This window comes from Paenibacillus algorifonticola (assembly GCF_050481745.1).
Classification (GTDB): domain Bacteria; phylum Bacillota; class Bacilli; order Paenibacillales; family Paenibacillaceae; genus Pristimantibacillus; species Pristimantibacillus algorifonticola_A.
This window is the reverse complement of sequence record NZ_JBCNGR010000009.1, coordinates 25,437-43,947: the sequence shown is the minus strand read 5'-3', so window position 1 is coordinate 43,947 and position 18,511 is coordinate 25,437. Positions and strand designations below refer to the sequence as shown.

At 51.0% G+C, this 18,511-nt stretch carries 20 protein-coding genes; 13 read left to right on the top strand and 7 right to left on the bottom strand.

Annotated elements, in window-relative coordinates; genetic code table 11:
* Positions 1–28: 28 nt before the first annotated feature.
* Positions 29–1,843, top strand: a complete 1,815-nt coding sequence (locus tag ABEW34_RS11885) for a B12-binding domain-containing radical SAM protein (RefSeq protein WP_430158700.1) — start codon at positions 29–31, stop codon at positions 1,841–1,843.
* A 144-nt stretch (positions 1,844–1,987) separates the two neighbouring features.
* Positions 1,988–2,722: an IclR family transcriptional regulator gene (locus ABEW34_RS11880; RefSeq protein ID WP_430158698.1), complete on the top strand. Its 735-nt coding sequence runs from the start codon at positions 1,988–1,990 to the stop codon at positions 2,720–2,722.
* Between the two features lie 71 nt (positions 2,723–2,793).
* Here ABEW34_RS11880 and ABEW34_RS11875 read toward each other — a convergent pair whose 3' ends face one another.
* On the bottom strand, positions 2,794–3,195 hold the full coding sequence (locus ABEW34_RS11875) for a VOC family protein (protein ID WP_430158695.1): 402 nt from the start codon (positions 3,193–3,195) through the stop codon (positions 2,794–2,796).
* Positions 3,196–3,435: 240 nt separating this feature from the next.
* Between ABEW34_RS11875 and ABEW34_RS11870 the strand changes: the two genes are divergently transcribed.
* The 8 genes from ABEW34_RS11870 to ABEW34_RS11835 all read left to right on the top strand — a co-directional run bounded on the left by ABEW34_RS11870 (position 3,436) and on the right by ABEW34_RS11835 (position 10,657).
* Positions 3,436–3,579 (top strand): hypothetical protein, encoded by a 144-nt coding sequence (locus tag ABEW34_RS11870; RefSeq protein ID WP_430158693.1) that lies wholly within the window; start codon positions 3,436–3,438, stop codon positions 3,577–3,579.
* A gap of 34 nt (positions 3,580–3,613) precedes the next feature.
* Positions 3,614–4,531, top strand: a complete 918-nt coding sequence (locus ABEW34_RS11865) for a proline dehydrogenase family protein (RefSeq protein ID WP_430158690.1) — start codon at positions 3,614–3,616, stop codon at positions 4,529–4,531.
* 47 nt (positions 4,532–4,578) lie between these two features.
* On the top strand, positions 4,579–5,775 hold the full coding sequence (locus tag ABEW34_RS11860) for an ornithine--oxo-acid transaminase (protein ID WP_430158688.1): 1,197 nt from the start codon (positions 4,579–4,581) through the stop codon (positions 5,773–5,775).
* A 51-nt stretch (positions 5,776–5,826) separates the two neighbouring features.
* Positions 5,827–7,377 (top strand): L-glutamate gamma-semialdehyde dehydrogenase, encoded by a 1,551-nt coding sequence (gene pruA / locus ABEW34_RS11855; protein ID WP_430158686.1) that lies wholly within the window; start codon positions 5,827–5,829, stop codon positions 7,375–7,377.
* A 50-nt stretch (positions 7,378–7,427) separates the two neighbouring features.
* Positions 7,428–8,345, top strand: a complete 918-nt coding sequence (gene rocF / locus ABEW34_RS11850; protein WP_430158683.1) for an arginase — start codon at positions 7,428–7,430, stop codon at positions 8,343–8,345.
* A 622-nt stretch (positions 8,346–8,967) separates the two neighbouring features.
* Complete coding sequence (locus ABEW34_RS11845; RefSeq protein ID WP_430158680.1) at positions 8,968–9,657, top strand: MOSC domain-containing protein; 690 nt, start codon at positions 8,968–8,970, stop codon at positions 9,655–9,657.
* Between the two features lie 76 nt (positions 9,658–9,733).
* Positions 9,734–10,330 carry an MSMEG_1061 family FMN-dependent PPOX-type flavoprotein gene (locus tag ABEW34_RS11840; protein ID WP_430158678.1) on the top strand — a complete coding sequence of 199 codons (597 nt, stop codon included), beginning with the start codon at positions 9,734–9,736 and terminating at the stop codon, positions 10,328–10,330.
* Positions 10,331–10,357: 27 nt separating this feature from the next.
* Positions 10,358–10,657, top strand: a complete 300-nt coding sequence (locus ABEW34_RS11835; RefSeq protein WP_430158676.1) for a MazG nucleotide pyrophosphohydrolase domain-containing protein — start codon at positions 10,358–10,360, stop codon at positions 10,655–10,657.
* A 16-nt stretch (positions 10,658–10,673) separates the two neighbouring features.
* Here the strand turns inward: ABEW34_RS11835 and ABEW34_RS11830 are convergent, their stop codons facing one another.
* The 5 genes from ABEW34_RS11830 to ABEW34_RS11810 form a co-directional block, all read right to left on the bottom strand.
* Positions 10,674–11,096: a DUF1801 domain-containing protein gene (locus ABEW34_RS11830; protein WP_430158673.1), complete on the bottom strand. Its 423-nt coding sequence runs from the start codon at positions 11,094–11,096 to the stop codon at positions 10,674–10,676.
* A 23-nt stretch (positions 11,097–11,119) separates the two neighbouring features.
* A complete protein-coding gene (locus tag ABEW34_RS11825) occupies positions 11,120–12,127 on the bottom strand; it encodes a hypothetical protein (RefSeq protein ID WP_430158670.1) in 1,008 nt (335 codons plus the stop codon).
* A 154-nt stretch (positions 12,128–12,281) separates the two neighbouring features.
* Positions 12,282–13,253 (bottom strand): type I phosphomannose isomerase catalytic subunit, encoded by a 972-nt coding sequence (locus ABEW34_RS11820; protein ID WP_430158667.1) that lies wholly within the window; start codon positions 13,251–13,253, stop codon positions 12,282–12,284.
* Between the two features lie 37 nt (positions 13,254–13,290).
* Positions 13,291–13,881: a class I SAM-dependent methyltransferase gene (locus ABEW34_RS11815; RefSeq protein WP_430158664.1), complete on the bottom strand. Its 591-nt coding sequence runs from the start codon at positions 13,879–13,881 to the stop codon at positions 13,291–13,293.
* A 1-nt stretch (position 13,882) separates the two neighbouring features.
* Positions 13,883–14,854 (bottom strand): TIGR01212 family radical SAM protein, encoded by a 972-nt coding sequence (locus tag ABEW34_RS11810; protein ID WP_430158661.1) that lies wholly within the window; start codon positions 14,852–14,854, stop codon positions 13,883–13,885.
* A gap of 359 nt (positions 14,855–15,213) precedes the next feature.
* On the opposite strand from ABEW34_RS11810, the gene ABEW34_RS11805 reads away from it, so the two are divergent.
* On the top strand, positions 15,214–15,420 hold the full coding sequence (locus ABEW34_RS11805) for a hypothetical protein (RefSeq protein WP_056043134.1): 207 nt from the start codon (positions 15,214–15,216) through the stop codon (positions 15,418–15,420).
* Between the two features lie 169 nt (positions 15,421–15,589).
* Positions 15,590–16,342, top strand: a complete 753-nt coding sequence (gene trmB, locus ABEW34_RS11800) for a tRNA (guanosine(46)-N7)-methyltransferase TrmB (protein WP_430158658.1) — start codon at positions 15,590–15,592, stop codon at positions 16,340–16,342.
* Positions 16,343–16,406: 64 nt separating this feature from the next.
* Here trmB and ABEW34_RS11795 read toward each other — a convergent pair whose 3' ends face one another.
* Positions 16,407–16,967, bottom strand: a complete 561-nt coding sequence (locus tag ABEW34_RS11795) for a phosphatase PAP2 family protein (RefSeq protein ID WP_430158655.1) — start codon at positions 16,965–16,967, stop codon at positions 16,407–16,409.
* A gap of 191 nt (positions 16,968–17,158) precedes the next feature.
* Here ABEW34_RS11795 and ABEW34_RS11790 point away from each other — a divergent pair, with 191 nt between their 5' ends.
* Complete coding sequence (locus ABEW34_RS11790; protein WP_430158652.1) at positions 17,159–18,340, top strand: glycosyltransferase family 4 protein; 1,182 nt, start codon at positions 17,159–17,161, stop codon at positions 18,338–18,340.
* Positions 18,341–18,511: the final 171 nt, after the last annotated feature.

The following is an 18,511-nucleotide window of genomic DNA, read 5'->3' as shown; positions in this document are numbered from 1 at the left end:
GTGACAAAACAATGAGCGAGGTAACGAGATGAAGGTAGTACTTTCCACATTAAACGCAAAATTTATTCACACATCGCTTGCGCTGCGCTGTCTGAAAGCCTACAGCGGCGAGCAATTCGATATTGATATTGCCGAATACACGATTAAAGATCCCGTTATGAACATTGTATCGGATATCTACTCCCGCCAGCCGGATGTGGTCGGCTTCTCCTGCTACATTTGGAACATTGAAGAGACGATCACGGTCATCAATATGCTGCGCAAGGTCAGTCCACAGGTGAAAATCATACTCGGCGGGCCGGAAGTAAGCTACGATACCGATCATTGGATGGAGCGCATTCCCGAGGTTGATTTTATCGTCGTCGGTGAAGGCGAGGAGACGTTCCATCATCTGCTAACCGAGATCGAGGGCGCGGGCAAGTACCATATGGTATTCGGGCTCGCCTACCGCAAGCAGCGCGAGGGCTATATTGAGGCGCTGGTTAATCCGGGCCGTCCGAAGCTGGATCTTGCAACGCTGCCGTCACCGCATCGGTTTGCCGAGGATGTGCCGCATTTGGCCAGCCGCGTCGTTTATTTTGAGACGAGCCGGGGCTGTCCGTTCAGCTGCCAATTCTGCCTCTCCAGCATCGAGGTGGGCGTGCGTTATTTCGACAAGGAGCGGACGAAGGCGGATATTTTGTATTTGATTGATGCTGGAGCGAAGCTGATTAAATTCGTCGATCGGACGTTTAATATTAAGCGGGATTACGCGCTGGAAATTTTTCAATTTTTGATCGAAAATCATAACGGCTGCGTCTTTCAATTTGAAATCACAGCAGACATTATGCGCCCTGAGGTGCTCGACTATTTGGCTGAGCATGCGCCTCCAGGCGTGTTCCGCTTCGAAATTGGCGTGCAGTCAACGAACGACCCGACGAATGAAGCGGTTCAGCGCAGACAGAACTGGTCCAAGCTCGTGCGGACGGTGACGAAGGTGAAGGAATCGGGCAAAATCGACCAGCATCTCGACTTAATCGCTGGATTGCCACTCGAAAACTACGATACGTTCAAAGGCACCTTTAACGATGTGTTTGCGCTCGGGCCAGAAGAAATGCAGCTCGGCTTTCTGAAAATGCTGCGCGGCACAGGGCTGCGCAATGACGCCGACAAATGGGGCTACATCTACATGGACCGTGCGCCTTACGAAATGCTCGGCAATGACCTGATGCCTTTCGGCGATATAGTTCGTATGAAGCGGGTCGAGGATGTGCTGGAGAAATATTGGAATGCGCACCGGATGGACCGCACGCTCATGTATTTGGTGGAGCAGGTTTTCCCGTCGCCGTTCGATTTCTTCCAGGACTTTGGCGACTATTGGGAGGAGCGGGGCTGGCAGAAAATCGGGCATCAGCTGGAGGATTTATTTTCCCGGCTGTGGTCGTTCCTGAATAGCTACCAGCTTGAGCAGCAAGCGGCTGGCGAAGCTGGTCCGGATATGGACGTCATTATGGGACTGATGAAATACGATTATTTCCTTAACCATAAATATAAGCCGCGTAAAACATGGTGGGAGTTCACGATGGACAAAGCGGTATGGGGAAGCCATATGCGCAGTCTCGTCGAACGCCCGGAGAAGGTGTCGGACTCCTTTGCGGCGCTCGGCATGTCGGAGAAGGAGCTGCATAAGCATGCCGTCATCGAGCGGCTGCCTTTTGATCTGGAAGCGTATTTTGCGAACGGCTCAATCCAGAAAAATATGCATACGCTGCTCGTTGTCCTCTATGCCTTGGAGGCTGGCAGCAGCAAGCCGACGCCAAAGCCGTACATGCTAAAGCTGCATAATGATGCGGTGACCGCGTAAACATGCAGTTCATGTCATGTAAAGTGACGTGGACTGCTTTTTTTATTGACAAACAAAATATTGCCACCTATATTAATCGTAAAGCGATGATTGTATGTTAGGTTTTGACGAAAAAGCAGTCAGACTGTTAAATGAGGGATACGATTGGTTCAATCTATTGATCGCGCGATGCAAATTATTCAGCTTCTCATGTCTGATCACAGCCGCACTGGGTGGGCAATATCAGATATTTCGGAACGGGTGGACTTGCCGCTAAGTACGACGCACAGACTAATTAGTACGCTGGTGAAGCATGAGCTGATTGTTCAGCTTCCCGAGACGAAGCGCTATCGGCTGGGGCCAAAGTGGATGGAGGTGGGCTTGCAGCAGCTGGAGCAGCTTGATTTGCGCACGGCCGCACGGCCGATCATGGAACGTCTGGCGGATGAAGTGAAGGAGACGGTGTTCTTGACGATCCCTTACGGCTTGTTTTCAATGGGGGTCGATAAAGTAGACAGTTCAGTGAAGCCGCGCGTTGTAGAAGGCTTGGGTGAGCGGATCGCCATGCATATCGGCGCGTCGAATAAAGTGATTTTGGCCAATATGAAAAGGAATGAAGCGGAAGCGTTATTGGTTCGGCTGGTTGATGATCAAGAGAAGCGCATGCAGCTGCTTTCGGCTTTGCCGGGCATCAAGAAGGCGGGATATGCGGTCAGCTATGCTGAGATGACGGAAGGTACGGCAGCGATTTCTTCACCCATTATCGGTTTTGGGAGGAGAGTAGTTGGCGCGCTAGGGATTGGCGTCTCGGCAGACCGGCTGACAGACGAGCGTCTGGATGATCTCAGCAAGCAGGTTATACAGGGTGCTCATGAAATTACGACAACGCTTGGCGGTTAAGTACGCTAAACCGTTATTTTAGGGGGGCAAAAAACGCCGGTGACCTTAAGCAGGTGACCGGCGTTTTCCAATTAGCGTTTCGGCAGTTTGCTTTCATCCATGTACAGCAGGTTCCAGCGGTGACCGTCCAGGTCGGCAAATGCTGCGCCGTACATCCAGCTGTCATTTTCACTCGGCTTGCTAAAGATGCTTCCTCCAGCAAGCTCTACTTTTTGAATAAAGGCATCTACTTCTTCCCTGCTTTCAGCGCCAATGGAAAATATGACTTCTGCGCTTTGGGAAGTATCTGCTTTTTTTGAACCTGTAAATTTCTCAAACGTAGCATCCGGGAACAGCAAAATCGTTGTTTGGCCTATGGCAAGCTTGGCTCTCTCGTTACCAACGCTCTCCGCATGGAATCCAATCTCATTGAAAAAGGTAGTTGACCTCTCAACATCTTTGACCGGCAGGTTAATCCAAATCTCCTGTGACATGAGTGTAGCCTCCTGTAATATTTTTCAAACTACTCCTACTATACTCTACCTCTGGCAGCAGAAGCGAATCAAGGCTACCGCTGTTTCTATTTTCAATTCATACAACATTTTCAATACACACCAATAAGCTTCGTTATGCTCGGCACAGCTCCGAAACAAGCGACAAGAAATAATTGGTAAAACGCTGCCCTGCTAAAACGCCCAATATACGTTGTCCTGCCTCATAAGCGAGCGGGCTGTATGGCTCATAAGTGGCCGGAGTGGCCGGTCGTTCATCAAGCTTTTGTTGTAATGATGGATTTATTGCCTGTCGGCATTCATACCTTATTTCATAAGCGCAATTCGGCTATGCCACAGTCGGAGCCTGCTGCCATTCAAGAATGAAGCGGCAGGACATCGCCTAGAAGGAGGGGAATGCATGGCGGTTATGCGTGATATGCTGTTGTATTTGTCCAAAAATCGAATAGCTAACCGGATGGCGCAGCGCTTTGGGCTTCGCCTTGGCGCAGAACGTTTTGTAGCGGGAGAGACGCTTGCGGCTGCAATGAAAAAGGTAGCCGCCCTTAACGAAAGCGGCCTCGTTGTGACGCTTGACCATCTTGGCGAATTTACTCGAAGCGAGCAGGAGGCGAAGGGAGCCGCCGAAGAGGTTGTGAAAGGGCTGCAAGCCATTGCGAGCGCGGGAGCCGCCGCCAACGTTTCCGTGAAGCTGACGCAGCTCGGGCTGGATATTTCCTATCCCCAATGCCTTAGCCATATGCGAATGATCGTATCGGAGGCGAAACGGCTGGATAGCTTCGTGCGCATCGATATGGAGGATTACGCCCGCAATGAGCCGTCGATCCAAATGTTTGAGCAGCTTCGCGCAGAGTTCGGCGATCATATCGGCATTGTCCTGCAGGCTTATTTATTCAAAACCGAAGCGGATATGGAGCGGCTGCGTGTGCTGAAGCCGAACTACCGCTTGGTAAAAGGAGCTTACAAGGAGCCGCCAGAGGTCGCTTTCCCTGATAAGGCGGATGTGGATCGCAATTTTATTCATCTCATTAGAAAGCAGCTGGAAAATGGCCATTATGCTGCTGTCGCAACCCATGATGTTGCGATTATTGAATGGGTAAAGGGCTATGTCAAGGAGCAGGCAATACCGATGGCGCGGTTTGAATTTCAAATGCTGTACGGCATTCGCACAGCGCTCCAGCAGCAGCTCGCCAAGGAGGGCTACAAGGTGCGGATCTATGTGCCGTACGGAACAGATTGGTATGGCTACTTTATGCGGCGGCTGGCCGAACGGCCGGAAAATGTCTCTTTTGTGCTCAAATCCATGTTCAAACGATAGGCTGAGCTGAAAAAGAATTAGCCATCAGGCTGGAAAGAGGGATGGTCATGAAGGAGCAGGCTAATACGATTGAGCAGACCGAGCGGCTTGGCGCGCATAACTATCACCCGCTGCCGATTGTAATTGTCAAGGCGGAAGGCGTGTGGGTCGAGGACCCGGATGGAAAGCGCTACATGGATATGCTCAGCGGGTATTCGGCGCTCAATCAAGGGCATCGGCATCCGCGGATTATTGAAGCTTTGAAGAAGCAAGCGGACCTGGTCACGCTGACGTCGCGAGCCTTTTATAATGAGCCGTTTGGGGAATTGCTTGCGCTGCTGACCGATTTAACGGGCAAAAATATGCTGCTGCCGATGAATACCGGTGTGGAAGCGGTGGAGACGGCGGTGAAGGCGGCCCGCAGATATGGCTACCGGGTAAAAGGCATTCCGGCGGGCCAAGCGGATATTATTGTGTGCGCTGGCAATTTTCACGGTCGGACGCTGACCGTTACGTCTTTTTCCTCCGAGCCTTCGTATCGGGAAGATTTTGGCCCGTTTACACCAGGCTTCACCATTATTCCCTATGGCGATATTGCGGCGCTGGAAGCGGCCATTACCCCGAATACGGCTGCGTTTCTCGTCGAGCCGATTCAAGGGGAAGCTGGAATCGTTATCCCGCCTGAAGGTTATTTGCGCCAGGCTGCCGCTTTGTGCAAGCAGCATCAGGTGCTGCTGATGGCCGATGAGATTCAGACGGGCTTTGGCCGTACGGGCAAGCGCTTTGCCTGTGATTGGGAAGCGGTCACGCCGGATGTTTACATTATGGGCAAAGCGCTTGGCGGCGGTGTCCTGCCTGTGTCAGCGGTTGCGGCGGACAGCAGCATTTTGGGCGTGTTTGAGCCGGGCTCGCATGGCTCGACATTTGGCGGCAATCCGCTGGCGAGCGCCGTAGCAGTCGCATCGCTCCGTGTAACCGAGGATGAGCGGCTCGCGGAAAGATCGCGGACACTGGGCGGGCGGCTGCTCACCAAGCTGCGCGAAATCAAGCATCACGGCATTGTGGAGGTGCGCGGCAGGGGGCTGTTTATTGCGATCGAGCTGAAAGAAGCTGCGCGGCCCTACTGTGAGAAGCTGAAGGAAGCTGGCCTGCTATGCAAGGAAACGCATGAAAAAGTAATCCGGCTTGCGCCGCCGCTGATCATTTCCGAAGACGAGCTGGCATGGGCAGCTCAGCGTATAGCGGATGTTTTTCAAGTGATGTGACCCGACTTATTCAGATCATCTATTTTAAGAGGAGAAGGGTGGAGCTTACCTATGATTACTTATGTACCGGAGCCATTTACCGATTTTACGATCAAGGCGAACAGCGAGGCGCTTGCAGCAGCCATTAGCCAAGTGCAGCAGCAGCTGGGTCATGTTTATCCGCTGATTATCGGCGGCAGCAGGGTCATGACAGAGGAAATGCAAAGCTCCATCAATCCTTCCAGCACGAGCGAGGTCGTGGGACGGGTATCGAAGGCAAATGCAGAGCAAGCAGAGCAGGCGATCGCAAGCGCCTATGAGACGTTTAAGTCGTGGTCCAAGGTGCCTGTGGCGCATCGGGCGAGATTGCTGTTTAAGGCAGCAGCGATTTTGCGCCGCCGCAAGCATGAGTTTAATGCGTGGCTTATGATTGAGGCGGGCAAGACGCGCGGGGAAGCGGACGCCGATACGGCGGAAGCGATTGATTTTCTCGAATATTATGCCCGGCAAATGCTGGAGATGAGTGAAACGGCAGCGAAAAAGCTGATCGTTCGGCGCGGCGAAGATAATGATCTGCAATATATTCCGCTAGGCGTCGGTGTCGTTATTCCGCCGTGGAACTTTCCGCTGGCGATTATGGCTGGCATGACGACGGCGGCGGTAGTGGCGGGAAACACGGTAGTGCTGAAACCGGCAAGCACGACGCCTGTCATCGCGTACAAGTTCGTCGAGGTGCTGGAGCAGGCGGGGATGCCGGCTGGTGTCGTCCAGTTTTTGCCGGGAAGCGGCGCGGAAATTGGCGATTTGCTCGTGACGCATCCGCTGACGCGCTTCATTTCCTTCACGGGTTCGCGAGAGGTCGGACTGCGAATATTCGAGCTGTCTGCCCAAACATCGCCGGGCCAAATTTGGCTTAAACGGTTTGTCGGCGAGCTGGGCGGCAAAGATGCCATCGTTGTTGATCGCGAAGCGGATCTGGAAGCAGCGGCGCAGGCGATTGTCGCTTCGGCTTTCAGCTTTTCCGGGCAAAAATGCTCCGCCTGCTCCCGGGCCATCGTTCACGAGGCTGTCTACGAAGCGGTATTAAAACGCTGCACCGAGCTGACGGAGGCGCTGACTGTCGGCAATACGGTAGACTTTAGCAACTATACAGGGCCAGTCATTGATTTGAATGCTTACCGCAAAATTTTCGAATACATCGAAACGGGCAGCAAGGAAGGGCGGCTTGTAACCGGAGGGCAAAAGGCGGAAGGCGCTGGCTATTTCATCCAGCCTACGATTATTGCTGATCTTAAGCCTGATGCTGTACTGATGCAGGAGGAGGTTTTTGGCCCGGTGCTCGGCTTCTGCAAAGCTTCATCTTATGAAGAGGCGCTTGAGATTGCCAACAACACGGAATATGGACTCACTGGTGCGGTATTTTCGACGAACCGCGTTAAGCTGGAGCTGGCACGCGAGCAATTCCATGTCGGCAATCTTTATTTCAATCGAAAATGTACAGGAGCCATCGTCGGTGTCCATCCTTTCGGCGGCTTCAATATGTCGGGAACGGATTCCAAAGCCGGGGGACCGGATTATTTACTGCAATTTACACAGCTTAAGCTGATTTCAGAGCAGCTGTAAAAAGCTGAAGCGTGTGCGAGTCAAGCCCAGCAGGTAAAGGAGGATGGCTTATGCTGCCTGTTAGCCAAACGGATATTTCAATTATCGGCGTCCCGATTGATCTGGGGGCAGACCGCCGCGGCGTCGATATGGGTCCAAGCGCCATTCGCTGCGCGGGTATTGAACAGAAGCTGGAGCAGCTCGGCTATATCGTGCATGATTTGGGCGATCTGGCTGTGCGCCGCCCAGCATCCCGTCCTGAGCCGGGCGAGAAGCTGAAATACGTGGATGAGCTCGTAAGGGTCAATGGCAAGCTGGCGGACAAAACGGCCGAGGAGCTGGGAAAAGGGAGGTTTCCGCTTATTTTGGGCGGCGACCACAGTATAGCCATCGGCACGATAAAAGGAGTGCAGCGCCATATTCCGCGCCTTGGCGTGTTATGGTTCGATGCGCATTGTGATGCCAACACAGCGGATACTACGCCGTCGGGTAATATTCACGGCATGTCGCTGGCGGTTAGTCTCGGCTATGGCAGCCGGCGCCTGCTTGGAGTAGGAGGCGGCGGTGGCAGACGCGAGCCGATCCGCCCGGAGGATGTGGTCATTATCGGGGCCCGCTCGATTGATCCGGGCGAGAAGGCTTTGCTGCGCAAGCTTGGCGTCCGCGTCTATACGATGCATGATATTGATCGGCGAGGCATGGACCAGGTAATGGAGGAAGCGCTTGAGCGGCTCGCGGCAGCAGATGGCGTCCATTTGAGCTTCGATTTGGACGGTCTTGACCCGAATGATGCCCCGGGTGTTGGTACGCCCATTATCGGCGGAGTCAGCTACCGGGAAAGCCATCTTGCGATGGAGATGCTGGCCGAATCGAAGCGGCTTGTATCCGCGGAGTTTGTTGAGGTGAATCCGGTACTCGATTACCGCAACAAAACAGCTCATACAGCAGTCGAGCTGATCGGTTCTGTTTTTGGTGAGCAAATTATGTAGCTCGGCAGCTAAGCCGGCATAAACAGCAGGAACACAAGGAACACAAGGAACACAAGGAGGCCGCTTCCGTGAGCAGTAGCCATCTGGCAGCGGAAGCCGCCTCCTTGTGATGAATATCGTTATTCATATAGACATTAAGTGTAGTGTCATACAATCATGTAGGCGCATCCGAGGTATATTGATAAAGTGCAATTAATGAGCTGAATACCTCTTCCGCAGTGCTTGCTGCTGCGTATCCCGAGCTGGTGGAGCTAAGCATCGTCGTCCATTTCGTTAATGGAATAAGCCGATTGGAGTTTTGGCACTTGCGTATTTTTGCTGGAAATTATGTGCTGAACCGTCCATAATAGAAGGACTGGATTATGCATTTTATATGATAAACCGATAGATATTGCTGGGTACAGGTGGAATGATGCCTGGTATAAGAGGCTGTTTAAGGCAGAAAATTATATTCGCCATTACTGGATGGTCAAATGGGCGAGCTGCTTGCTTATTTGCAATGCGAAAGGCGGCCGATTCACGAATTGTGTGCCTTATAGCTTGGCTCGGCATTAATGGGGATGGAGCATCTCGAGCATCTCCTAGCAACGGCGTCCAATCAGCAGACAGGAGGGAAGCATAAGTGGTAGCGGGTTCAATTAAATCGATCAATATTGGGATGCCTCAGCAGGTGCCTTATTTGAAGAAAGAGGTTTTAACGGGTATTCATAAGCATCCTGTCCAGGATGCTGTTAAGCTTACTGCCGTCTGTTTCGAGGGAGATGGCCAAGCAGATTTGGTCCATCATGGCGGGGAAGATAAGGCGGTGTGCGTGTATCCTTTTGAGCATTATGCTTATTGGGAAGCGCGGGGGCTGTCGATGAGCTTCGGCGCCTTTGGCGAAAATCTTACGACACAGGGCATCGTTGAGGAGGATATCCACATTGGCGATACGTTCCAGCTTGGGACGGCGATTGTGCAGGTAAGCCAGCCTCGTCAGCCCTGCTTCAAGCTGTCCGTAAAATACGGTTTGCCCGAGCTCCCGCTTCAGGTACAACAGACCGGCTATACCGGGTATTATTTTCGCGTGCTCAAGGAAGGTGTCGTTTCGCCTTCGGACTCTTTAATTTGCATGAGCAAGCATCCGGCAGCGTTGTCGATTTCTTACGCGAATCAAATTATGCATGTGGAGAAAACGAATCAGGAGGGCATGGAGCGGCTGCTTGCCGCGCCAGAGCTGTCCAGCAGCTGGAGAGCGACTTTCACAAAACGTCTGGCCGGGCTTGAGACGGATACAACGGAGCGCCTAACGGGCCAAGCGGCGAATAAGTAAGCTGATTAAGTTGAACGATTGACTAGGGTATGCATGCTATATAGCAAAGCTATCAAAAACGAGGAGGTAGACCTGCATGACCCATCTATTGTGGCAGGAAGATAAAGTGACGACCGCGGAAGAGCTGAGAAGCATGATGACCGAGCCTTCCGAAGCCGTCGTGAAAAAAACGATTTCCATTATCGATCCGCATGCCGCCAATTACTTGTCGATGTCGCCGCTCTTTTTTCTAGCGACCTCGAATGCGGCTGGTATAGGCGATGTTTCCCCGCGCGGGGATGAGGCTGGCTTTGTTAAGGTGCTTAATGAGAAGCAAATCGCATTCCCGGATCGTCCGGGCAATAGAAGAATTGACTCCTTGCTGAATGTGATTGAAAATCCGCAAATCGGCATGATTTTTATTATTCCGGGGCTTGATGAAGTGATGCGGGTGAATGGACGTGCGAGCATTACGCGTAATGCTGCGTTTATCAGCAGCATGGAGTGGAACGGCAAGACGAGCGGCCTTGCCGTTGTCGTTGAAGTCGAGGAATGCTTCATCCACTGCCCACGGGCGTTTAAGCAGGCCGGATTATGGGGGCATGAGCAGTGGCCTTCCAAGGAGCAGCTGCCATCCGTTCAAGATTTGTTCAAAGCCCATCTTGAAATCAACGGCTTCCCAGTTAAAAAATAATTTTAGACAACAAAGGCAGGTACAGTCATGCAATTATCAGAAATGCAAAAGCATGTGAAGGAATTCAGCACTGCTCATGGGTTTGACGAATCAACGATTGAGCAAAGGGCGCTTTATTTAGTTACAGAGGTGGGGGAGACGGTTAAAGAACTGCTGCATCTTTCCTACCACCCCGACCATGAGAAGAAGGAAGAAATCAAAGACCGTTTGGGCCTGGAAATGTACGATATCGTGTGGAATATTTGTGACCTTGCAAACAAGCTGGATATAGACTTGGAGCAGGCTTTTTCGAAAAAGATCGAAATCAACAAAACTCGCACCTGGTAATGGTGATTTGCTATTTCTAAGAATTTGGATACGTCTCTTTAAGAAACTGGATGGACTGTTGGATTAATGCCTTTAAGACGTCCGTATCTATGTCGGCAACTTTATTGATGTAGACACATGCCTTGCCCGCTGTATGTTTTCCGAGCTGCTGCAGCAGCACCTCTCGCTGCGCGTCACCTGTGGCAAAATACAGGCTGATCTTGGCTTTTCTTGGGGAAAAGCCAACTAGAGGTGCATCCCCGGCATGCCCTGATTCATATTTGTAGTGATACGACCCGAAGCCGATAATGCTGGGCCCCCACATTTTTGCGGGAAGCCCTGTAGTTTCGGTGAAAAGGTCGAGCAGCTTATAGGCGTCTTCCCGTTTATTAATATTTTCGACTTCTTCAATAAATGCGATGACGCTGTTGTCGGTTTCCTTCGTTTTTAGCTCGTACATGTTAAATGCCTCCGATCGCTCATCTAGTGGTTGTAAATTCGTCTATAGGACTCGCGGAAGGGGGTTCCGTCCCCTTCAATCACGCTAATCAAGTAGTCGTCAAATTCCTCCTGATACTGAAAATGCAAATTAGCTCCCGTATTTAAAAAGGCAATGATCATATCGTGGTCCTTGCAAATTTCAATGATCTGCAGGTCATTTTGCGGGGCATAAAGCTTAAAGCTTTCCCAAAAATGAATCTCATATTCCTTTATTATTTCCTCTTTGCTGCTGTGTGAGCTGCGGTTTATAAATTTAAGATTTTCCCCGATCAATGCCAGACTGTCATCATAAAAAATTTCCAAAAGCCAGTTTTTAAACTCAAAACCTAAAATGGTGCCGGTTATGGCGCTGTGGCTTTCCTTGCTGCTGCATTTCATCAATAAATCATCGAAGCCGCTGTTTTTATGGGCGGGAAGGTTGAAAAAACCTTTGTGCCTCAAATACTCATGGATCGAAAAATCGATACTCTCCATCTCCATATAAGAGGAGGGCGAGAGCGTAGAATTAATCATTCGTTTGTTCCCAAACCGGCTTGTTATTTCGCTTATGAGAAAATCATCATGGACTTTGGAATAATGAAAAATGAGGCGCAAGCCGTTGTCGAGTATGGCTTTTCTGCTTTTTTTGGTTTGCGTGCATGTGCGGATAGTTAGACGATGCTGGGCCGCATAACGCTCAAAATCATGCCAAAAATGAATGTCGCCTAGTTTTGCTATTTTATGAGAGTTCTTGATTCGGGCCAGCCTCTTAAAGTCGATAAGCGAGCCATAATATTGGTCATGAACATAGATTAGGGATAAGTCGAAGTGGCGAAATTCAAAATCCAATACCGTACTTTGCCCGTTTCTTGCACTTGCCTGGCAGGCAATTAGCAGCTCATGAAAGGTTAAATGTCCGTTTTCGGGTATTTCGATAAATCCGCCATGTTTGATAAAGGCATGCAGCTCAGCGTACTTATGATTATTTTCTCCTAAGTGAATAGGTAACACCTCTCTTATATGTAAAGCGGGTTTCCCTATAAATTATACATGATCAAGGAATGTGAATGCATGCTCCGATATGCCCTATACAAATAAAACAGGGATGCGATTTGCTCGCATCCCTGTTGTCTATTCCTTTATATCCTTTTCCTTGAAAAAATTCTTACGCAGGCACAACACTGCGAATGACGGTCAGGCTGCCGTCCAGCTCATAGCCGCCAAGGCTCGCTGGAAGCAAGTAAGCTTGGCCTGCAGCGAGTGCGAGCTCGCCATCTGCCCATTTCAGCTTGCCGCTGCCTTCGGCAACGATCAGGATGACGAAGCTAGTAGCAGGCGTTTCATAAGCTGCTGCGGAGCGGATGATTCCTTTTTCCACAATAAAATAAGGAGATGAGGCAATGGTCAGCCACTGGCCATCAGCAACGCCTTCGGTTGTCATGCGGCTTGCGCCAGCGCCGTCATAAGCAATGACGTTCAGCGAGTCCTCGATATGCAGATCGCGCAGCTCGCCATCAAGACCAAGACGGTCATAATCATACAGGCGGTAAGTCGTATCGGAGTTTTGCTGAATTTCGGCAACGACTACGCCAGCACACAGCGCATGGACGGTTCCTGCCGGTATGTAAAAGGCATCGCCTGCCTGGACGGGAACCTCTTGCAGCGTATCCATAATGCGTCCTTCAGCAATTGCAGCTTCCATAGCGCCGCGGTCTACGCCGTCCTTCAAGCCGTAAATAATCGTTGCGCCTGGCTTGGCATCAAGGATGTACCACATTTCGGTTTTGCCAAGCTCGCCTTCAGGCAATCCCTCGTACGTGTCGGTCGGGTGAACCTGAATCGACAGGTCATCATTGCAATCGAGCAGCTTGATGAGCAGCGGGAAGCGGCCATTTTTCTCGGAAAAGCCTTTTGTGCCGAACCACTCGCGGCCATAAGCTTCGCGAATTTCGTCTAGGCCTTTGCCAGCAAGCTCGCCATTAATAACCTTCGTCGTGCCATTCGGATGGTCGCCGATCATCCAGCCTTCGCCAATCGAGCCTTCCGGCAGCGTAAGCCCAAACTGCTCAAGCGCACGGCCTCCCCAAATACGTTCCTTCATCTCTGGTTGAAATTGCAGTGGATATGGTTTAGTCATTACAGTATCTCTCCCTAAGTTAAGTAGTTTAAGCTTTTCATTTGCCTTTTTTCTCTACGCCAAGCAAATACGGTGCAGCTTTCTTATGCAGCTGACGGTACAGCATAGTGGAGGCAGCCTCATCAGGCAGTGCCTCAACCCATTGCTGCACGGCAGCCGCTTCCTCTGCGCCGCCCGGATGACCGGGATAGACGACGCATGTAATGATGCCGCCCGGACGAAGCAGGGCAAGCGCTGCTTCCAGCGCGGCAATTGTAGTCGATGGCTGCGTAATAAGCGACTCATCGCCTCCAGGCAAAAAGCCGAGATTAAACATCACTCCGGCAATTTTGCCATGCAGCGCGGTTGGCAGGCCATCCGCCATATGCTCGTGGCTTTGGAGCAGAAGCTGCGTCTCCGCTAGCTTCTCCTTGCCGCTTGCGCGTATTGCATCCAGCCGCTCCCGCGTCCGGTCGAGCGCCGCCTGCTGGATGTCGAAGGCGAATACGCTGCCGCGTTCGCCGACTAGACGGGCGAGGGCTAGTGTGTCAACGCCGCCGCCTGACGTGGCATCGATGACGGCATCACCGGGCTGTGCCCGTTCGGCCATCCAGCGATGCGCCATGCTGAGAACCGATAAAAATCCCATGCTAGCCGTTCACCCACAGCTTTCCTTGCCAAGTGCCACGCTTACGCAGCTCATCATCAATTGCATTAAGCACTTCCCATTTCTTGAGGCTCCACATCGGGCCGATGAGCAGGTCACGCGGCGCATCGCCAGTGAGGCGGTGGACGATCATCTCTGGCGGCAAAAACTCCAGCGTGTCGCCAATGAGCTTGACGTATTCATCCATCTCCAGAAAGCGCAGCAGTCCGGCCTCATATTGGCGAACCATTGGCGTCTTGCGCATGAGATGGAGCAGATGGATTTTGATGCCCTGCACATCCATGGCGGCAACGGCGCGTCCAGTGTCGAGCATCATTTCATGCGTTTCCTGCGGCAGCCCGTAAATAATATGGGCGCAGACGCGGATGCCGCGTGCACGCAGTCGCTTTACAGCATCAACATAGCAGGCGGTATCATGCGCCCGGTTAATCAGCTCCGAGGTCGATTCATGCACCGTCTGGAGCCCCATTTCGACCCATAGGTAGGTGCGCTCATTGAGCTCGGCCAAATAATCGACGACATCATCCGGCAGACAGTCGGGGCGTGTGGCAATCGACAGGCCGACAACGCCGGGCTGCTGTAAAATCACTTCGTAATATTCGCGAAGCTCCTCTACGGGTGCGTATGTGTTCGTATAGGCCTGAAAGTAGCCGATATACTGGGCATCGGGCCATTTTTGATGCTGGCGGTCGCGAATATTGTTGAATTGGGTAACGAGATCGTCCCGACGGCTCCCGGCAAAGTCGCCTGACCCGCGCGCGCTGCAGAAGGTGCAGCCGCCCTTGGCAATCGATCCGTCGCGGTTCGGGCAAGTAAATCCGGCATCGAGCATGACCTTGAACACTTTGCCGCCGAATTGCTCGCGCATCTCGTAGTTCCATGTATGAAATCTTTTATCGCCCCATAGCTGGGGTTCATTGGCCGATTCTAATGCTGTTGCTTTTAGTGAATTCATTCCGTTCTCCTTCTCTTATAAAAAGGGTGGTGAAAAAATCGGAGCTGTGTGAAAGCCAAGCCTTTCACACAGCGCAAATTGTTTTTAACCGCCATTTATTCGCTCCCTCTATTTTAACGAAAAAACAGGCGGAAAGCCACGCCGGATTATGGGTTGTTTGTAAACGTTTCCACTATGCGGAAAACTGGAAATTATTTTTGAGAAAACAGAAATTAGGCTTGCTATACCTTACATGATCTGTTATATTAAAAGTGTGAAATGGCAGCAAAAAAACCTAACATAGCTAATTCGTAGCGATTGTCATACAATGTCGTTTGTCTGGAAATAATGAGTTATATTAAACGATGAGGTGATGTCTAATGAGCCAGCAAACTAGAATTCCACATGGCGATGAGAAAGTAACGGTAGAATTAACAGTTAAAGAGCTGATGGCGCTGAGCGGTGTCAGATTCCACAATAATCATCATGTTGAAGTATCTGCGCGCAAGAAGTTGAATGAAGCGCTGGAAGAAACTTATGAAATTGATAAGTCGAGTGCTCCGATTGATTATCGCTTGCTGATCTGAGCTGCTCTATAATTAGTAGAAGAACCGCGGGGGCGACCACCCTGCGGTTCTTTTTTTTGGCTATCGGCTTTACAAGAAGGGCGTTCTTAGGCACAATAAGGACTAGCTTATATGCGGGAGTTGCCCACAATCCGGGTGCGCCCGCAATTAAATGGAGGATTCAAATACAATGCGATTAAGAGGAAGAAAAGGAATTCGTGAAAGCCTGGAGGCACAGCCTGAGCTTGTTGTTTTGGATGCTGCCCCGCTTAAAGGGAAATGGCGCGATTTTTTCGGCAATGATAACCCGATTTATGTGGAGCTTGGCATGGGCAAGGGCCGTTTCATCAGCCATATGAGTGCGCGCAATCCGCATATTAATTTTATTGGCGTAGATATGTATGATGAGCTGATTCGCCGTGCAGGCGAGAAGGCACATGCGATTTGGGCAGAGCAGGGAGTTAGCCAGCCGCCTAATTTGGCGCTGCTGCGCGCGAATATCGAGCAAATCGAGACGATGTTTGAGCCGGGCGAGCTTGAGCGCATTCATCTGAATTTCAGCGATCCTTGGCCAAAAGCGAAGCATGCCCGCCGCAGGCTGACGCATCCGCGTTTTCTGGCGAAGTATGGTCAATTGCTGAACGAGCGCGGAGAAATTCATTTTAAGACCGATTCGATGTCGCTGTTTGAGTTTTCATTGAATAGCTTTACGGAGATGGAGCTTCAGCTTCGGAACATTTCCTTGCATTTGCATAAGGATGAGCCGCGCGAGGAGCTTGTATTTACTGAATATGAGATGAAATTTATGGACAAGGGCCAGCCGATCTACCGTCTGGAAGCTGTAATCGGCTCAGCAGCACTGGCGAAATTCCGCGAGAACAAGCTGGCGAATGCCCAGCGTGAAGCGGAGCAAAGCGATCAGGATGAAGAAACAGAAGACTAGTCCTTCAAACCATTAATCAACGATCCCCGCAGAAAAAAACGGGCAAAAGCCAAATACAGCTAGGTTACATGGTAGTAACCCAGCTGTATTGTACGGCGAATGCCGTGACCGTTCCTATAAGTGCGCCGACAATAACGTCGGAAGGATAATGCAGCCCCAAGTACATCCTCGACCAGCCTACCGAAACGCCTATAACCGCAGCAATGGGGACGGTAATAACCAGCAGGACGCCGCTTGTAAGCACAATTGGGATGAGCCAGGCGAATATCGCTGTCGTATGTCCAGATGGGAATGACGAATCGACAAGCGGTTTGTGGCTCGTGGTCAACCCCTTCAGCGCTTGATACGGACGCAGCCTTTTGAACCAGCGTTTGACCACAAAAACGGGAAAATGGCTAATGACGACGGTTATGAAGCATTGCCAGCCTGTTGCGTTCCATGGTGATGGAGCGATCAAAGCAAATAGCAGAGAACTGGACAGGGTAAACGTCGCACCACCCATATGTGTAATGACGCTGAGCCATTTTCCAAGCCAGCGGTGCAGGCGCTTATGTCCACGCCGGCTGTTCGCCCAGACAATGAGCTGCTGCTCGCGCACTCTCAGCCATCCTAACAATTGTTTCATTTAAATCCTCCTGTATAAGTGTGGCGGTTTTCCACTCTAAAGATAGTACCATGTTTTGAGCCCCTGTACGCATACATTTTGTAAAAATCCAGATTAATGTTCCGTTCATACTGTGTTGATGCTCAGGTAACACACCTTCCTTACAATAATAGCCGATAGCATTCAAGAGTAAAGGCGAAGGAGGCGTATGAATGAGACTCGCGCTTTTTACCGATACCTATGAGCCTGAACGAAATGGCGTTGCCCGTTCGCTTGGCCGCTGGAAGGCCTATTTGCAGCGCAGGGGGGTGGAGTGTCTGGTGCTGGCGCCGGAGCGCTCGATATTTGACTCTAAGGCTGCTATGCAGGCAAGCTCTGTAGAACGATTTGCCAGTCTGCCTTTTTTTCTATACCCCGAGTGCCGTCTGGCGCTGCCGAATCCGCTGCATCTCCGCCATGCCCTGCATGAATTTAATCCCACTCTCATCCATGTAGCAACCCCATTCAACCTTGGCTTATGTGGCATTCATTATGCCCGTAAGCATCAAATTCCGCTGATCGCATCGTATCACACCAATTTTGATCAATATTTGCCGTTTTATAATTTGCAATGGATGGTAAAGATGTTAAGTAGGTATATGGAATGGTTTCATCACGACTGTAAAAAGATATTTGTGCCTTCCACATCTACGCTGCAGGATTTGACCAGGAAAGGATGGGGTGCGGAGCGGCTTTCGGTGTGGAGCCGGGGTATAGACACGAGCTTGTTTCATCCCGGGGTTAACCGGGAGCAATTGTTGGCGCAGCATGGCATAAAACATGAATGTTTTGTCGTTTTTTATGCAGGAAGGCTGGCTCCAGAGAAAGATGTCGAAACAGCAATTGAGGCTTTCTCCTTATTCCAAAAACAAACAAATGCACAAGTTAAGCTGGTGCTGGCTGGTGACGGTCCTTCGTCAGAGGCGCTGCAGCAGCAATGCGCAAGAAGCGGCGTAGCTGCAACCTTCCTTGGCTTTCAAACGTCAGAGGAGCTGCAGAGGTGGTACGCTGCTGCTGATCTTTTCCTGTTTCCGTCGGCGACGGAAACGTTTGGCAATGTTGTGCTTGAGGCGATGGCATGCGGCACACCTGTCCTTTGTGCGAACAAGGGCGGTGTACTTGATTCCGTCTCCCACGGACTAAATGGAATGCTATGCGAGGCGGGAAGCCCGGCAAGCTTTGCCGCTGCACTTGCGCTTCTGCACGAGGATGAGGAACGCAGAAGAAGTTTGGGCATTAGCGCAAGATTGTTCAGTCTTCGCAAGTCTTGGGATACGATTTTTGATGGGCTTCTTGTGGAATGCGAGCGGCAGTCTGCACAGGGGCGTTCACCAGTCAATCACATTATGAGATAAATTTAAGGAAACATTTCAGCGTTTTTTATCGTAAGTAAGGACAGAAGTGCTAAAAATTCAGCAAATGGATGAAAATAAGGGTGACGCGCCGCAAAAGGAGGTAATGCAGTCATTGGTTAACCATGGTAGCGCTTTTCCGGCTGGAAAACGCTCAATTGAGCTTTTGACAAA

Coding starts and splice junctions, on each gene's coding strand:
- ABEW34_RS11885 (WP_430158700.1), top strand. CDS start 29: ATGAAGGTAGTACTTTCCACATTAAACGCAAAATTTATTCACACATCG.
- ABEW34_RS11875 (WP_430158695.1), bottom strand. CDS start 3,195: ATGTCACAGGAGATTTGGATTAACCTGCCGGTCAAAGATGTTGAGAGG.
- ABEW34_RS11870 (WP_430158693.1), top strand. CDS start 3,436: ATGGCTCATAAGTGGCCGGAGTGGCCGGTCGTTCATCAAGCTTTTGTT.
- ABEW34_RS11865 (WP_430158690.1), top strand. CDS start 3,614: ATGGCGGTTATGCGTGATATGCTGTTGTATTTGTCCAAAAATCGAATA.
- ABEW34_RS11860 (WP_430158688.1), top strand. CDS start 4,579: ATGAAGGAGCAGGCTAATACGATTGAGCAGACCGAGCGGCTTGGCGCG.
- pruA (WP_430158686.1), top strand. CDS start 5,827: ATGATTACTTATGTACCGGAGCCATTTACCGATTTTACGATCAAGGCG.
- rocF (WP_430158683.1), top strand. CDS start 7,428: ATGCTGCCTGTTAGCCAAACGGATATTTCAATTATCGGCGTCCCGATT.
- ABEW34_RS11840 (WP_430158678.1), top strand. CDS start 9,734: ATGACCCATCTATTGTGGCAGGAAGATAAAGTGACGACCGCGGAAGAG.
- ABEW34_RS11835 (WP_430158676.1), top strand. CDS start 10,358: ATGCAATTATCAGAAATGCAAAAGCATGTGAAGGAATTCAGCACTGCT.
- ABEW34_RS11830 (WP_430158673.1), bottom strand. CDS start 11,096: ATGTACGAGCTAAAAACGAAGGAAACCGACAACAGCGTCATCGCATTT.
- ABEW34_RS11820 (WP_430158667.1), bottom strand. CDS start 13,253: ATGACTAAACCATATCCACTGCAATTTCAACCAGAGATGAAGGAACGT.
- ABEW34_RS11815 (WP_430158664.1), bottom strand. CDS start 13,881: ATGGGATTTTTATCGGTTCTCAGCATGGCGCATCGCTGGATGGCCGAA.
- ABEW34_RS11810 (WP_430158661.1), bottom strand. CDS start 14,854: ATGAATTCACTAAAAGCAACAGCATTAGAATCGGCCAATGAACCCCAG.
- ABEW34_RS11805 (WP_056043134.1), top strand. CDS start 15,214: ATGAGCCAGCAAACTAGAATTCCACATGGCGATGAGAAAGTAACGGTA.
- trmB (WP_430158658.1), top strand. CDS start 15,590: ATGCGATTAAGAGGAAGAAAAGGAATTCGTGAAAGCCTGGAGGCACAG.
- ABEW34_RS11795 (WP_430158655.1), bottom strand. CDS start 16,967: ATGAAACAATTGTTAGGATGGCTGAGAGTGCGCGAGCAGCAGCTCATT.
- ABEW34_RS11790 (WP_430158652.1), top strand. CDS start 17,159: ATGAGACTCGCGCTTTTTACCGATACCTATGAGCCTGAACGAAATGGC.